A 13,427-nucleotide genomic window follows, 5' to 3' on the forward strand; every position below is an offset into this window, starting at 1 on the left:
ATGTGAGACAGGTCCAAATATACCTGGTTTTCGCCGTTGATGCCCAGCTTCATTTCCGTGCAAACCTTGAAGATGGCGCGAGCAGCGATGTCACGCGGCACCAGGTTGCCATAGGCCGGATACATTTCTTCGAGGAAGTACCAAGGCTTGCCGTCTTTATAAGTCCAAACACGGCCGCCTTCGCCACGAGCCGACTCAGACATCAAGCGCAGCTTGTCGTCGCCAGGAATGGCAGTCGGATGCAGCTGAATGAACTCGCTGTTGCCCAGGTACGCACCTTGCTGGTACGCGCTGGATACGGCAGAGCCAGTGCAAATAACGGAGTTAGTGCTCTTGCCGAACACCAGTCCGGGACCGCCGGTAGCCAAAATAACAGCGTCAGCAGGGAATGCTTCGATTTCCATAGTGGTCATGTTCTGAGCCACAATACCACGGCATTCGCCTTTTTCATTCAAAATGGCTTTCAGGAAATCCCAGCCTTCGTATTTCTTAACAGTGCCTTTGACTTCCCAATGACGAACCTGCTCATCGAGAGCGTACAAAAGCTGCTGGCCGGTAGTAGCGCCGGAGAAGCAAGTTCTTTTGTTTTTCTGGCCGCCGAAATTACGCAGGTCCAAAAGACCTTCTGCAGTACGGGTCCAGGTTACGCCCATGCGATCGAACATTTCGATCAATTTCGGAGCCAATTCAATCATACCGCGAACGGCTTTCTGGTCAGCCAGGAAGTCGCCGCCATAGACGGTATCGTCAAAATGCTCGTCGATGGAGTCGTTTTGACCTTTGGTGTTCATGCAGGCGTTAATGCCGCCCTGCGCACAAACCGAATGCGAACGCTTAACAGGGCAAAGGGAGAAGAGATCGACTTCGCCACCGGCTTCGCTGATCTTCATAGTGGCCATCAAGCCCGAAAGGCCGCCGCCAACAACAATAATTTTCTTTTTCACTAGGGTTCTCTCCTTATTTCCAAAATTTAAGATTACAGCAACATGGAATGGGGAGGATTATGCGCCTGCAGCAAACTTGACAACTGCTGCAACGCCAGCTACGCTCATCAAAGCGAAAAGGCCCCATGCCAGCTTATTGACAAAGTTTTGCGCCTTCGGACCGGCAGCAATACCCCAGGTGATGCAGAATGTAAAGAGACCGTTTGTGAAGTGATAAATCGCAGCCACAAAACCAATAATATACAAAACCATAACAATCGGATTGCTAAGATAGTCATGCATCGTATTGAAGTTGATGCCAGGGCTGTATTTCATGAAGAAACGCATATAACCAACATGCCAGATCAAGAAAGCAACGGTAATGAAAGCCGTCATCCGTTGCAACCAGAATTGACGGTTGCGGGCGTATGTATAGTTGCCCACATTGTGCTGTGCATCAAACGCGTACATCAGACCGTAAATGATGTGGAACAAGAAAGGAATGGCAATGGCGAAGATTTCCAGAGGAATCATCACCGACGTAGGAATGGATGCCAGGTGTTCAACGCCGGCATTAAACATTTGAGGACCTACCAAGGCTGTAGAAATGGTTGCAGTATGCTCCAAGAGGAACAGTCCGATCGGCACGATCCCCGAAATGGAATGAAGGCGCCGGATATAAAATTCAGTGTTGCTCATGCTTTTACCTCCTGTATTCGATGGGCACATGATGCACGGGCTAAGCCCGCATTTTTTAGGACATTAATAGGATTGCTCAACAAGGAGTTAAATCTTCCGGTATGGTTTTTGTCCTTCTTCGTAGAAACTATTCCCTTCACTATCGACAACGACGATGGCAGGAAAATCTTCTACCGTCAATGCAGCTAGCGCCTCCGGACCGAGTTCAGGGTAAGCCAGCACTTCGTATTTTTTGATGCATTTGGCAATCAATGCAGCAGCTCCGCCAACAGCGGCAAAATACACGGCGCCGTTCTTCTTCATGGACTCAACGACTTCTTTAGAACGGGAGCCCTTGCCAATCATGCCACGCAGACCTTGCTCAAGCAAAGTAGGCGCATAAGCGTCCATACGACCAGAAGTCGTCGGGCCCGCAGAACCAATTACAGCACCTGGCTTGGCAGGGGTTGGTCCCAGATAGTATACAACCTGGTTCGTCAAATCCACCGGCAGTTTTTCACCGCGCGCCAAGGTTTCCGTCATAACTTTATGAGCAGCATCACGAGCGCTGTAAACAATGCCAGTAATCAGAACGCTGTCGCCAGCTTTCAGATCGCGAACAACTTCTGCGCTCAGCGGAGTAGTAATACGTTTCTTCTCGGCCATCTCTCTCACACCTCCTTCTTAGAGTTCCACATCGGCATGCCGGGTAGCATGACAGCTGATATTTACAGATACCGGCAAGCCGGCGATGTGCGTAGGATACCATTCAATGTTAACTGCCAGAGCCGATGTAGTTCCGCCCAGTTGAGGTCCAATGCCGGTCTTGTTGATCATTTCCAGCAGTTCCCCTTCTAGCTTGGCGTACTCCGGATGGTCATTTCGCTTGTCGATCCGGCGCACCAGCGCTTTTTTCGACAACAACGCCGCTTTTTCCATGGTGCCGCCGATACCTACGCCGACAACCATAGGAGGACAGGGATTCGGGCCTGCGTGCTTGATAATATCAAGAACAGCGGCTTTCACGCCTTCAACGCCATCAGCCGGAACCAACATCTTCATGCCGCTTTTGTTTTCGCTGCCGAAGCCTTTCGGGGCCAGCTTAATTTTCAGCTTATCCCCTGGCACGATGGTAGTATGAATGACTGCGGGAGTGTTGTTCGTCGTGTTTTTACGATTAAACAGCGGCTCTTCCACAACCGATTTACGCAAGTATCCTTCGGTATAACCTTTCGCTACGCCGGCATTGATGGCTTCCGTTAAGTCGCCTCCAACGATATGCGCATCCTGACCGAGCTCTAAAAAGATAACGGTCATGCCAGTATCCTGGCAAATCGGCACGCTTTCCTCACGAGCGATGTCGGCATTTTTGACGATCTGACTGAGTACGTCTCTGCCGAGGGGAGATTCTTCGGTCTCCTGAGCTGATTTTAAAGCTTTGTACACGTCGTCCGACAAATAGTAGCAGGCATCCATGCACATTTTGGCAACAGCTTCAGTAATTTTGGCAACCTCAATGGTACGCAAAGCAACTCCTCCTGTTTCTACATAAATTTAAATAGATGGAAATAATTTTTACGTTAATTTTAGCACAATCACGTTGCCTTTACAACCTTAAATTTTTTAATTACTTTTCTATCGAAAATGGTTCAAAGCCTTGAAAATGAAGGATTTCCGCCTCCACTACCTTGCCGTTTTCTATAGAGACCCGCCCCCAGCTTGGCGCCTCATCCCGGAAATGGTCCAAACTTCCAGGGTTGAATATTAATACAGAGTTCTGTACTTGGTTTTCATTTTGATGGGTATGGCCATAAACCGCAATTTGCGCTCCATACTGCTCCGCCCACCAAACTAGGTCGCCTCGTCCGTTTTTTACATGCTGCCGATGACCATGAGTCAGCCAAATTAATAGGTTTTCGATCTCCACAAATTCTTCAACCTTGCCATCCCCCGGCCGATCGCAATTACCGGCAACAGCGATCACCGGCACAGGGCACCAAGTAGCCAGCCAACGTGCATCCCGGATATAATCTCCCGCATGCAGCCACATGTCTACAGGCCCAGTTTCCTCAACCGCCTGTTTTAGCAATTGCAGGTTACCGTGGGTATCGCTCAAAATCCCCAGGCGTTTCATTTTAGCTCCGCCTCAGCCAGTTTTGCCGCCATAGCTGCAATAGCCTTGCCCCGATGGCTGATGGCGTTTTTTTCCGCCAAGGTCAGTTCAGCAAAAGTCTTCGCCAATTCCGGTAAAAAAAACAACGGATCATAGCCAAAACCGCCATCGCCTTTCTCCGCCATAAGCAATCTCCCTTCCACTGTCCCTTCCGCTTCCAGCATCCGGCCGTCTGGAAAGGCTAAAGCCAAAGCGCAGCGAAAGCGCCCTGTCCGCCGTTTTGATTCGACGTCTGCCATCTTTTGCAGTAGCTTGGCGTTATTGGCCGCATCATCGGCCCCCGCTCCTGCATAACGAGCGGAGAAAACGCCAGGCGATCCTCCCAAGGCATCTGCTTCCAAACCCGAATCATCCGCCAAGCAAGGCTTCTTCGTGTACTGCAAATAATGCTGCGCTTTTTTGCGAGCATTCTCGGCAAACGTTGCCCCGTCTTCTACTGCTTCAGGAATATCTCCAAAATCTTTTAAAGACAAAACCTTCACAGGCAGTTGGCTGAAGGCTTTTTCAAATTCAGCAATTTTCCCCTTGTTCTTGCTAGCGACAACAAGCTCGATCATGGCTCGCGTCCTACCTTCCAGGCCAACGGTCCAAGAATATCCTTTTGATAGTCAATCAAAGTCCCCACGCCCTGCTCCGCCAAAGCCAGCATGTCTGTCAATTCCTCCCTATCAAAGGGACGTTGTTCCCCGGTTCCCTGCACCTCGACAAAGCGTCCGTTTCCGGTCATGACCACATTCATGTCTACAATCGCCTTGGAGTCTTCTTCATAGCACAAATCTAAATAGGCTTGCCCGTCGACAATCCCTACACTAGCGGCTGCTAAAAAATCAGTAACTGCAAAAGGCCGCTTTTCATCATAAATAGTATTGACCGCATCCACCAAGGCGATAAACGCGCCGGTAATCGACGCCGTTCTAGTGCCGCCATCGGCTTGCAGTACGTCGCAGTCAATCCATACGGTTCGTTCTCCTAATGCTTTGAGATTCACCACGCTGCGCAGCGCCCTGCCTATCAGACGCTGAATTTCATGCGTCCGGCCCGTAACCTTCCCTTTAGCCGACTCGCGCACATTACGCACTTGCGTGGAACGAGGCAAGAGGGCATACTCCGCTGTAATCCAGCCTTCGCCGCTGCCTCTTAAAAAATGCGGAACCTTATCCTCTATGGTAGCCGCGCATAAGACCCGCGTATTGCCCACCTCGATCAAAGCCGACCCTTCGGCGTAGCGCATATAGTCTCTTTGAATATTCACCTTGCGCATTTGCGCCGGCGTACGTCCGTCAATTCGTTTCATGACTGCCTCCTGTTAGCTTTAGAAAAGCGACCACAAAGACAATTGTCTTCGTGGCCGTCAAATTGTTCATACTCGATAATGCGAAGCAATTTTAGCATAATTCTTGATTACGACAATAGGAGTCTTTTGCGAAGCATTGCCAAAGGGATTATCAATCAGCATTTTCTCCACTTTTCGCAAATCCACTCCCGGCGAACCGCCCAGTACATACGAGCGCTTCAAATCGTTCACATCCGCCACAACAGCGCCATAACACCCCAAACGCTCTTTAATCGCTTGCGAGACGCCATCGGGATCCTCCGGCCCCAACACAATATGCTTATCAAACGGCGGCATCGTCCCCGTCACATCGTCAATCAGACGGGTTTGCTCGCCGGACATGGCGTAAAACACGCCGGATTTACCAACCAGTTTGGCCAGCATGCCTACAAACAACCAAAAAGCAATCCGCCATTTGCCAGCGGCGTCCATGGCCAGCTGCATGCCGTAAATACTGCTCAAACTTGCTTTTTGCGGAATAAAGCGACACAAAACCCTCGCTAAAAAGCAAGGATTCATTTCCTCAGGCCGCACCATCCGCCCTTGGGTAATGGCTACCACGCTTTCCGCCACCGAGACGACATCATCCGGCCCGATCAAGTCTTTGCCATAGGTTTCAATAGCATCCACAATATTATCGGCCGGCGTTAAAATGCGCGTACGCACCGGCACTAATTCAAGCTTATCCATGGTTATGCCTCCTCCTCCGCCGTCGCTGGTTCTGGTTCAGCTTCCGCAGCATCAGAAACAACGGGCTGCGCCGCAAATGCCGCCCGGAATTCCGCAGCCGACAACACCAGTCGTTCTTTATGTAACGTACATTCACCGCGGCCTACTATTTGGTAATACAACTCCACAGGCATGTCCGCCATACCTGCCACGGCCTCGGCCACCAAACCGTTCTTAGCAGTCAACGTCACCGTCAGCACAAAGGAATTCCCTTTGTTTCCTTCAATGATGACCGCTTCAAAGTACCCATCCTCCCGCGGCGCTGTAAGCAATTCCAGACGAGATTCGACTCGCGCTGCATCATACTGCTCCTGCGGCAGCAAATGGCGCGGGAACGCATCCAAGATAATTCCATCTTGCGCCGATAAATTACATAAAGGAATCTGCGCAACAAACACCGCTCTGCCATCCTCAGCGGAAACCAACTGCAATTCAGTGCGCTGCGCCGTCAAAATTTCGATCTCCGTATCCCCCTGGCGTACAATGTAGATCCATACGCCTAAAATCCCCAAGCCTACAAGCAAAATCAATACTGCTAGCAATTCCACCATCATGCCTCCAAACGGTTAATTTCTTTTTCTTCCATTGACGCATGCAAAATTTCCACTTGCGCATCCTGCAAAATCATGGCCGCCAGGCGCTGCGCCCGCAATGGATCGCCGGACACATACAGTCGCAAGCTCCCCTGCCTCTGCGGCGCTTCCAGCCTTTGCTCCTGCAAGACGCGCTTAGCCTCTTGCGCGGTAGCCGCCGCCGGATCAATTAGAGTCACTTCTGCGCCCAGAATTTCTCGCAGTAGACTCCCAATCACCGGGTAATGAGTGCAACCCAAAATTACGGCTTCCGTTCCCGCCTGCCGCAGCGGCTGTAAATAGGCCAATGCCGCTTGCCGCAATTCGGAAGACTCCAGCAGTTCTTGTTCAATCAGCGGTACAAACTCCGGGCAAGATTGTCCCAAAAAGTGCGCATTCGAGCACAACGCAGCCGCATCTCGTTCATGCTTACCGCTATTAACAGTCGCCGCCGTAGCGATAACGCCAATACGCTTCCCAGGACTGGCCTGCAAAGCCTGAGACACGCCGCTGTCCATGCCGATTACCGAAAAAGAGAAACGTCCTTGCGCATCTGCCAAGCCCCATGCGGTCATGGTATTACAGGCCACTACAGCCAGTTTCACGCCGCGCTCTTCCATAAATTGAAGAATTTGCCGCATAAACAAGCAAATTTCCGCTGGCTCTCTGCCGCCATAAGGCGCCCGAGCCGTGTCGCCAAAATAAAGAATATCCTCCGCCGGCAACAGACGGCGCAATTGTTGCACCACCGTCAAACCGCCCACACCGGAATCAAACACGCCTATCGGCGCTTTATGCTTTCCAGTCATCTTCCACCCACCTGCTCAGCCGTTCATATAATTCAGGCTCCACGCGCGCAACACGCCCGGCGGCATTTGTAAACGCATTTTGCGTCTTTCCTGTCGCCAAAAGCATTTGATCCGCCAAGCGTATCACACGATAGGAAAAAGCCAATTTTACTCGCGACGCCTTTACCAGCTTGGTCTCAATTGCCAAGATGTCGTCAAATCGCGCCGATGCCCGATATTGGCAGGATACATCCGTAATTGGGAATAAAACATCTTGCGCCATCAGCTCGTTTAAGTAAACTCCCGCCTTCTTCAGCAACGCCACCCTGCCAATTTCAAACCAGCGAAAATAGTTAGCATGATGCGCCACTCCCATGGCGTCTGTTTCCGCAAAGCGAACCTGTTCTTCAACAAGAACCATCCTATCCGACCTCTCGTTTCCGTTGTTGCATTTTTCAAGGAATCAGGAACTTTCATCCCCTTAAAAAGCAGGAACGACGCACGCCGTGCAGCGTACGTCGGAATGCTTTCTTTATTGTACTGTCATTCTCCTGGTTTGTCAAAGCAAGGCCCCTAAGCTACAGAAGCCGTTGCAAAAGGATTTGCGGTCACGATGAAGAATTCTGTCAGAGAACTGTCAGTTTTCTTTTATTTTATAAGGAGGCTCTATTTATATGCTCCCTAATCCAATTCCTACATCGCTTCGGCCGCGCACCGTTCTGCTCCTTGGTCTTCTCGCCCTGCTTTTTTCCTTCATTTTTTCCTCTGTCTCTGAAAAAGAGCCGCCCTCATCGCAGTTCATTACAGCTAACGATGTATCACAGCTGCGCCCTGGCATGACTTATGAAGAAACAGCGCGCCTTTTGCGTCGCGAAGGCCAGGAAGTTACTTCCATCACCGTACCGCAGAGCCAAAACAGCCCCGCAGCCAACACCTGTTTCATGGTCTGGCGCAACGAAGATGATGGCGCCTTGGTTATTTTATTTCGCGACAACCGCATCCTGGAAATTTACGAGCAAGGAATAAAGTAGCTTCACTCCTTGCTTTTTGTTTCCAGCAACCGCTGAAGCCGCAAATATTCCTCCCAAGTATCCGCGTCTTCAAAAACAAACGGCTCCGCCCAAGCCAGCGTCCTTACATGCTCCGGATAACGCCGTACCAATTCCTTGCCGCCGCAATCTTCTTTCAGCAACGCCAATTCCTTCAACCAATGCGCCCCAAACAAAATAGGGCTGCGCAACACGCCGGCATGTACCGGAACCAAAATAGCCTTGGAATCCTGCAATTGGTAAAACGCTTCCAGCATTCGCTTCACCAAAGATTTCGTAATCAACGGCTGATCTCCTTGCAAAAAAAGCACTCCATCTAAACCGTCCCCCATTTCAGCCAAACCCAGGCAAACGGAAGAAGCTTGTCCACTTTTACGTTTTTCGTTAAAAACGCTGGGTATTCCCTGCTCCTGGCACAAGGCCGCCAATGGTTCTTGCGGTTCCCCAATAACAACAACCCGGCTTGCAAAAGGAACTGCAGCCACCACTTCCAGCACATGAGCCAACATTGGTTTGCCATCTAACGGCAGCAGCAATTTCTGTCGTCCCATGCGAACCGCCATGCCTGCAGCCAAAACCACAGCGCCAATCCCCATACTCATACTTCCTGCACCTCCAGTACCTCTAGGCGCATCGTTTTTTCATGGCGATGCGCCAAAGCGCAAAGTTCTATCTTAGCCTGTTCCGCATGGAGACAATCCATAAACGCAGCCATCGAAAAACTTTTGTTTTTCTCTCCCCCAGTAAGCAGCAATATTCTTCGCCCCTGGGCATGTTGAAAAATCCCCTTAGGCGACGCCGCCAACAACGCGTAGTCGCGCAATTCTACGCAGGCTCCCGGCTCCTTTCCTAATACCGCACACACTTCAGGCAGTCGATATACAAACCTTCCCTCTAAGTTCTTCCCCAAGGCCCGTGTATTAAGCACGCCAATGGTCACCGCAGTCCCGGACGGAACCACCGGCTCATGGCAGGCTGGCGCCTTCAGCCAGCAACCCTTGGCGCCGTCCGCTTCCACCAAAACCACTGCCTCCGGCAGCATTTCAAGCAGCCAGTCCACTTCTTCCGGCGCTACTCCTACCGCTTTTTCACCAAGCCAACCGCTAACCCAAGCGGCGGTCTGCCCCAGCGTTTGGCGCAAAGCCAGCCGCCCTGCCGTTTCCGCTGCCGAATCGGAGACAATAGGCCGAAATTGAGCCAGTTGCTTCCAATGCATTTTTGTCGTCGTCGTCAGCACAGCAGGCAACTGTTTTTCTTGCGCTTCTGCCAACAGAGATAACGCTAAAGAGGTCTTCCCGCCAGCTCCCACCAAAGAAATAATTCCCTTTCCAGGAAGCTTCAAGGATCGCCAGGCTTGCTGCACAGTCCACACCTCCTTCTTTTTCTCTATTATGATATCAGAGTACCCTATTTACTTGTTTTTTTCACTAATTTCCAGGTAAAAAACAAAACAAATGCAAAAAAAAGACTGTATTGAAACTTACGTCTCAATACAGTCCAGGCTACAGGTAAAAACTTACTTCTTGGCGCTGCACGCCACACGGGACATAGGACCCACTTTAAAAAATCCCCTGCCAATACCACTGTAACAGCTGATATCCATATACATACGCCACCAAACAGCCTAACGCCAAAAACGGCCCAAAAGGAATGTAATCTTTGCGTCCCTTAAGCCCCAAAAGCAGCAGCAAGCCCCCTATTAGACCGCCTGCAAAGAAGGCTATCAACAACATCAAAAACAATTGAGCCCCCGTTAGCCAACACCCCGCAGCCATGACAAACTTGACGTCTCCCCCACCCATGCCGCCGCGGCTGGCCAACGCAATCACCACCATGACAACGCCGCCGCCAAGCACAGAAAGGCCATGCGCCAAAAGCGCTTGCAGCCAGGAAGCACTTCCAAAAACACTAATCGCCAAACCGCATACTGCAAAAAGAACAAGAACCTTATCAAAGATCAACTGCCACTCGTAATCAATAAAAGAAATCAACAATAAAAATGCCGCCAGAACCATGAATGCCCCGCTTTGCAGCCAAGTTTCGCCTTGCCACACCGCAACGCCTCCCAATGCGGCCATCGCCAATTCCGCCGTCACTTGCTGTACTCCGATTGCCTCCTGACAATAACGGCAGCGCCCTCGATTCAACATATACCCCAGCAAAGGAATCTTATCTTGCCATCCTACATTAGCCTGACAATGCGGGCATAGTCTCCGCCAGCCCCATAGTGATTGCTGCCTGGGAATGCAATAGATGCAAGCAGCAAGAAAATGGCCAACAAATAATCCTAGAACAACGCCTATCCCTGTCGCGCCCATTCCCATGCGGTAAACCTCCCTATGTATTGCTCATGTAGTTTAACTTCGCCATTTTCCCCAGCATTCCTACTGTGTAAATTAAAAGGCCATTGCCTATATAAACTAGACAACAGCCTTTGCGATATGCTCCTTTTAGCTCCAAACAACCTGTTCACCAATTTGGCAAGGCAAATGCTGCAAAACGCCCGCAGGCAGTTCCACGACTGCATGCGCCTTCAAACAAAAGCGCATCCGCCAGGGCCGCACATCTTGTTCCAGCTGCAAGACAGTGCCGTCACGCGCTAAAAACAGCAAATCTAGCGCGAAAGCCATGCCGATGGTATGCACGGCATTACAGGGAATGATGACCAGCCCCTCATTTTCCCCGAACTGCTTTCGTCCCAGCAGCCCTCGCAAACATAAACTTTTAATAAATAGTAACTTTATTTCTCATCAACTGAAGTGCCTCATCATCATCGACAACCCTTTGAACAAAAAGAGTCAAATAGTGCGAAGAAGATAAATCAATTTGCGAATAAAAAATTTGCAAGTACTGAAAAAAATCTTTTTTTCATAAAATGTCTATATATTGATGCCCACTATAGAAAACAAGGCATTGGACATCAAATAATCAGCAATTTAGAACACATATTAGCATACTCCTCCGGCTTTAAGATCGACTATGCAATTACGTTTCCAATCGGTTCCGAACTCTTAAAGGGAGATACTTGTTTCATAGAGGACCCTTGTGCTATCCCCAGCATAAAATGCTTCTTTTCCAAATTAGATTACCACTCTATTGACGGCACTAACCTGCTATTTAAAGACTTGACACAAACTAATAACATAGCTAATCTTTAAATAATCTGCATCCGCCAGACCTATAAGAATTACTTACTAGCAGCACCTAAACGTGCTGCTTTTCACTTCATTTACGCCATCTTTGCATTTGATTCTAGTTCATCTTGTCATTTTGCCATACTAATTTAATGCATCATTTGATCTGATTTTTCTCCCATAATTTACACTAAATTGAAATCACTTGCATTCATATTCGATACCCAGAGCGCCTTCACTAAGTCTCTTTAATGTTGATTCGGAAAATTCAAATTATTCGGTCTAATTATCTAAGTTTAGCTAATTTCCTCTTAGCCCTGTCTTTAATAAACGCCTCTCCAATATCTATTACTTTTAATAATTCCGGAGATTTTAAAAAATAATACTTCGATTGACCTTCTCTTCGGGATTCAATAAAATCTATTATTTTCAGTTCATTTAAGTGCCGTGCAAGATTAGCTTGGTGACAATTAGTTCTATCTGCTATTTCTGATACTCTTTTTTCTCCCTCTCTAAGGACGAGAACAACTTTTATTCTCAGCGGATTAGATAATACTTTTAATACACTAGAAACCATTTCATCTATATTATCATTATCCATTTTGCCACCTCTTACTTTGTGTTGAACTTTCGTGTTTTTTGATTTATTGTGTTAAAACTTACTTACGAACTCTGAAACTGCCAAGTACCATGAATCGGGTGTATGCGCATCCCGAATGGAGATGTTACCGTATACGCAGCACAAATTCCTGCTTGCCAAATAGTTAGGCATCCTGCCAAAATCATGATCCCAATCGAACGCTTCATATTGTCGCCTCCTTTTACAACCTCCTTACAACATTACATAGTTATCATTTTATGTTTTATTTCAACAAAACTTTGCTTATTCCTTTCGTAAAAACAGAATCTACTAGACATTGTCAAAAAAATCTTTCTTTTTCGTCTTCTTGGTTCTGGAAATCAACCTTGTTAGACCATTTTTGACCTGGTAAAAAAGCATTGAAATAGTCCTTGTTTTGCGTCTACAATGTAATAGAAATATTGTTTAGGAGGATTTGCCGATGCTGCTCATGCATTTGAAAAAAATCTGCCGCTCCATTCTTCTTGGCTTGCTATGTTTCAGCTTCGCTGGAGTCGCTCTGGCTGGCGCCCCCCAAACCGTCCCACAGCAAGACTACTTTAAAACCTTTATGCAGCACACAGAAGAGACCTTGAAAGTTCTGGTCGCTCAGGGAACCATAACCAACCAGCAAAAAGGAAAAATCATTGCCATGTATAAGAAAAAAGATGCAGAACGCCGTGCAGAATATAAAAAGACCAAAAAAATGACCCCTGCAGAACGTGAAGCTTATTCTAAAAACAAATTAAAAATCACTCGGACTCACAATACAGTAAGCGATCTGATTACCGGGGCTGGACTTAGCGAAGCTCAGGCCAAAATAGTGGCCAAAGAATTATATCCGCAGCACCGCTCCGCAGTTACTACTGACGCAAAAAAAACTTCACAATAACCGTTTTCGAATCTTAACATCAATAGATCTTCCCTCCTCACTCCCCCTCTTTTTCGTTCCCCGCTTCTAGTGCGTATGCAACTCAACCTAATACGACGTATGAAACGCAAAAAACGTTCCCTCTTGGAACGTTTTTTGCGTTTCATACTAGTCCGCCGGTTTATTATTTGATTTTAACTATTGCTGTCGTTGTTTGCTAACCATGCCCAAAAGATAACGTACAATTAAGTTCAACAACAGTTTCCAAAAAGCTCTCCAAGAAGACATTAATCACATGCAAGAATATAAAGAAGCAGCCGCATGATGCTTTTTCAATTGGCCTGGCAACGCTCTTCCACTACGGCGACCGCTTTATTGCGGCTCTTCAAGACTTGATATACCAAGAATAAGCCTCCATACCAGAATGGCGCCACATAAAGACCTACTAAATTATCCGGGTCATAGCTCATCCCTAATACAACGGCCCCCAAAAAAAGCAGCACACCGTAGTTTGCGTACGGAAAAAGAGGCATCTTATACTGCAAGCGGTTAAATTGT

The 13,427-nt window shown here is 48.3% G+C and carries 19 protein-coding genes and 1 pseudogene; 2 read left to right on the forward strand and 18 right to left on the reverse strand.

The genetic code is table 11. The features are described 5' to 3' along the window. The 11 genes from PHF27_RS09905 to PHF27_RS09955 all read right to left on the reverse strand — a co-directional run. Positions 1-899: FAD-binding protein (locus PHF27_RS09905; protein WP_300069319.1), on the reverse strand; the 899-nt coding region annotated here is incomplete at its 3' end. Positions 900-1,001: 102 nt separating this feature from the next. Next, positions 1,002-1,622 carry a succinate dehydrogenase gene (locus PHF27_RS09910; RefSeq protein WP_300069268.1) on the reverse strand — a complete coding sequence of 207 codons (621 nt, stop codon included), beginning with the start codon at positions 1,620-1,622 and terminating at the stop codon, positions 1,002-1,004. Positions 1,623-1,709: 87 nt separating this feature from the next. Then, entirely contained in the window at positions 1,710-2,267 is a 558-nt protein-coding gene (locus PHF27_RS09915; RefSeq protein WP_300069271.1) for a Fe-S-containing hydro-lyase, read from the reverse strand. Between the two features lie 18 nt (positions 2,268-2,285). Then, a complete protein-coding gene (locus tag PHF27_RS09920; RefSeq protein WP_300069274.1) occupies positions 2,286-3,128 on the reverse strand; it encodes a fumarate hydratase in 843 nt (280 codons plus the stop codon). Positions 3,129-3,228: 100 nt separating this feature from the next. Continuing rightward, entirely contained in the window at positions 3,229-3,735 is a 507-nt protein-coding gene (locus PHF27_RS09925; protein WP_300069277.1) for a metallophosphoesterase, read from the reverse strand. Beyond that, positions 3,732-4,331 (reverse strand): XTP/dITP diphosphatase, encoded by a 600-nt coding sequence (locus PHF27_RS09930; protein WP_300069280.1) that lies wholly within the window; start codon positions 4,329-4,331, stop codon positions 3,732-3,734. The genes PHF27_RS09925 and PHF27_RS09930 overlap by 4 nt, the downstream gene beginning before the upstream one ends. Further along, positions 4,328-5,068, reverse strand: a complete 741-nt coding sequence (gene rph / locus PHF27_RS09935; RefSeq protein ID WP_300069283.1) for a ribonuclease PH — start codon at positions 5,066-5,068, stop codon at positions 4,328-4,330. The genes PHF27_RS09930 and rph overlap by 4 nt, the downstream gene beginning before the upstream one ends. Before the next feature lie 66 nt (positions 5,069-5,134). Beyond that, on the reverse strand, positions 5,135-5,797 hold the full coding sequence (locus PHF27_RS09940) for a coenzyme F420-0:L-glutamate ligase (protein ID WP_300069286.1): 663 nt from the start codon (positions 5,795-5,797) through the stop codon (positions 5,135-5,137). 2 nt (positions 5,798-5,799) lie between these two features. Then, positions 5,800-6,390, reverse strand: a complete 591-nt coding sequence (locus PHF27_RS09945) for a hypothetical protein (protein WP_300069289.1) — start codon at positions 6,388-6,390, stop codon at positions 5,800-5,802. Continuing rightward, on the reverse strand, positions 6,387-7,217 hold the full coding sequence (murI, locus tag PHF27_RS09950) for a glutamate racemase (RefSeq protein WP_300069292.1): 831 nt from the start codon (positions 7,215-7,217) through the stop codon (positions 6,387-6,389). The genes PHF27_RS09945 and murI overlap by 4 nt, the downstream gene beginning before the upstream one ends. Continuing rightward, complete coding sequence (locus PHF27_RS09955) at positions 7,201-7,617, reverse strand: thioesterase family protein (protein ID WP_300069295.1); 417 nt, start codon at positions 7,615-7,617, stop codon at positions 7,201-7,203. The genes murI and PHF27_RS09955 overlap by 17 nt, the downstream gene beginning before the upstream one ends. Before the next feature lie 253 nt (positions 7,618-7,870). On the opposite strand from PHF27_RS09955, the gene PHF27_RS09960 reads away from it, so the two are divergent. Next, positions 7,871-8,227: a hypothetical protein gene (locus PHF27_RS09960; RefSeq protein ID WP_300069296.1), complete on the forward strand. Its 357-nt coding sequence runs from the start codon at positions 7,871-7,873 to the stop codon at positions 8,225-8,227. A gap of 2 nt (positions 8,228-8,229) precedes the next feature. Here the strand turns inward: PHF27_RS09960 and PHF27_RS09965 are convergent, their stop codons facing one another. The 6 genes from PHF27_RS09965 to PHF27_RS09990 all read right to left on the reverse strand — a co-directional run bounded on the left by PHF27_RS09965 (position 8,230) and on the right by PHF27_RS09990 (position 12,186). Continuing rightward, a complete protein-coding gene (locus tag PHF27_RS09965; protein ID WP_300069298.1) occupies positions 8,230-8,847 on the reverse strand; it encodes a nucleotidyltransferase family protein in 618 nt (205 codons plus the stop codon). Next, on the reverse strand, positions 8,844-9,608 hold the full coding sequence (yqeC, locus tag PHF27_RS09970; protein ID WP_300069301.1) for a selenium cofactor biosynthesis protein YqeC: 765 nt from the start codon (positions 9,606-9,608) through the stop codon (positions 8,844-8,846). Before yqeC ends, PHF27_RS09965 begins: the two co-directional genes overlap by 4 nt. A 196-nt stretch (positions 9,609-9,804) precedes the next feature. After that, positions 9,805-10,569, reverse strand: coding sequence for an A24 family peptidase (locus tag PHF27_RS09975; protein ID WP_300069304.1), 765 nt, complete (start codon positions 10,567-10,569; stop codon positions 9,805-9,807). A 126-nt stretch (positions 10,570-10,695) separates the two neighbouring features. After that, positions 10,696-10,959: a DUF192 domain-containing protein gene (locus PHF27_RS09980; protein WP_300069306.1), complete on the reverse strand. Its 264-nt coding sequence runs from the start codon at positions 10,957-10,959 to the stop codon at positions 10,696-10,698. Between the two features lie 706 nt (positions 10,960-11,665). Beyond that, positions 11,666-11,980: a metalloregulator ArsR/SmtB family transcription factor gene (locus tag PHF27_RS09985; RefSeq protein WP_300069309.1), complete on the reverse strand. Its 315-nt coding sequence runs from the start codon at positions 11,978-11,980 to the stop codon at positions 11,666-11,668. A 62-nt stretch (positions 11,981-12,042) separates the two neighbouring features. Further along, positions 12,043-12,186, reverse strand: a complete 144-nt coding sequence (locus tag PHF27_RS09990; protein ID WP_300069312.1) for a hypothetical protein — start codon at positions 12,184-12,186, stop codon at positions 12,043-12,045. A gap of 254 nt (positions 12,187-12,440) precedes the next feature. On the opposite strand from PHF27_RS09990, the gene PHF27_RS09995 reads away from it, so the two are divergent. Continuing rightward, positions 12,441-12,890 (forward strand): hypothetical protein, encoded by a 450-nt coding sequence (locus PHF27_RS09995; RefSeq protein WP_300069316.1) that lies wholly within the window; start codon positions 12,441-12,443, stop codon positions 12,888-12,890. 311 nt (positions 12,891-13,201) lie between these two features. On the opposite strand, the pseudogene PHF27_RS10000 reads toward PHF27_RS09995, so the two are convergent. Next, positions 13,202-13,427: pseudogene (locus PHF27_RS10000) on the reverse strand (amino acid permease); the annotation flags it as partial.

This window comes from Anaeromusa sp., assembly GCF_028691475.1.
Lineage (GTDB): Bacteria > Bacillota > Negativicutes > Anaeromusales > Anaeromusaceae > Anaeromusa.

What these genes read in the sequence shown, in the direction of transcription:
- PHF27_RS09985 (WP_300069309.1), bottom strand. Translation starts at nt 11,980, where the DNA reads ATGGATAATGATAATATAGATGAAATGGTTTCTAGTGTATTAAAAGTA.
- PHF27_RS09995 (WP_300069316.1), top strand. Translation starts at nt 12,441, where the DNA reads ATGCTGCTCATGCATTTGAAAAAAATCTGCCGCTCCATTCTTCTTGGC.
- PHF27_RS09910 (WP_300069268.1), bottom strand. Translation starts at nt 1,622, where the DNA reads ATGAGCAACACTGAATTTTATATCCGGCGCCTTCATTCCATTTCGGGG.
- PHF27_RS09965 (WP_300069298.1), bottom strand. Translation starts at nt 8,847, where the DNA reads ATGAGTATGGGGATTGGCGCTGTGGTTTTGGCTGCAGGCATGGCGGTT.
- rph (WP_300069283.1), bottom strand. Translation starts at nt 5,068, where the DNA reads ATGAAACGAATTGACGGACGTACGCCGGCGCAAATGCGCAAGGTGAAT.
- PHF27_RS09945 (WP_300069289.1), bottom strand. Translation starts at nt 6,390, where the DNA reads ATGATGGTGGAATTGCTAGCAGTATTGATTTTGCTTGTAGGCTTGGGG.
- PHF27_RS09940 (WP_300069286.1), bottom strand. Translation starts at nt 5,797, where the DNA reads ATGGATAAGCTTGAATTAGTGCCGGTGCGTACGCGCATTTTAACGCCG.
- PHF27_RS09955 (WP_300069295.1), bottom strand. Translation starts at nt 7,617, where the DNA reads ATGGTTCTTGTTGAAGAACAGGTTCGCTTTGCGGAAACAGACGCCATG.
- PHF27_RS09915 (WP_300069271.1), bottom strand. Translation starts at nt 2,267, where the DNA reads ATGGCCGAGAAGAAACGTATTACTACTCCGCTGAGCGCAGAAGTTGTT.
- murI (WP_300069292.1), bottom strand. Translation starts at nt 7,217, where the DNA reads ATGACTGGAAAGCATAAAGCGCCGATAGGCGTGTTTGATTCCGGTGTG.
- PHF27_RS09930 (WP_300069280.1), bottom strand. Translation starts at nt 4,331, where the DNA reads ATGATCGAGCTTGTTGTCGCTAGCAAGAACAAGGGGAAAATTGCTGAA.
- PHF27_RS09925 (WP_300069277.1), bottom strand. Translation starts at nt 3,735, where the DNA reads ATGAAACGCCTGGGGATTTTGAGCGATACCCACGGTAACCTGCAATTG.
- PHF27_RS09975 (WP_300069304.1), bottom strand. Translation starts at nt 10,569, where the DNA reads ATGGGAATGGGCGCGACAGGGATAGGCGTTGTTCTAGGATTATTTGTT.
- PHF27_RS09960 (WP_300069296.1), top strand. Translation starts at nt 7,871, where the DNA reads ATGCTCCCTAATCCAATTCCTACATCGCTTCGGCCGCGCACCGTTCTG.
- PHF27_RS09990 (WP_300069312.1), bottom strand. Translation starts at nt 12,186, where the DNA reads ATGAAGCGTTCGATTGGGATCATGATTTTGGCAGGATGCCTAACTATT.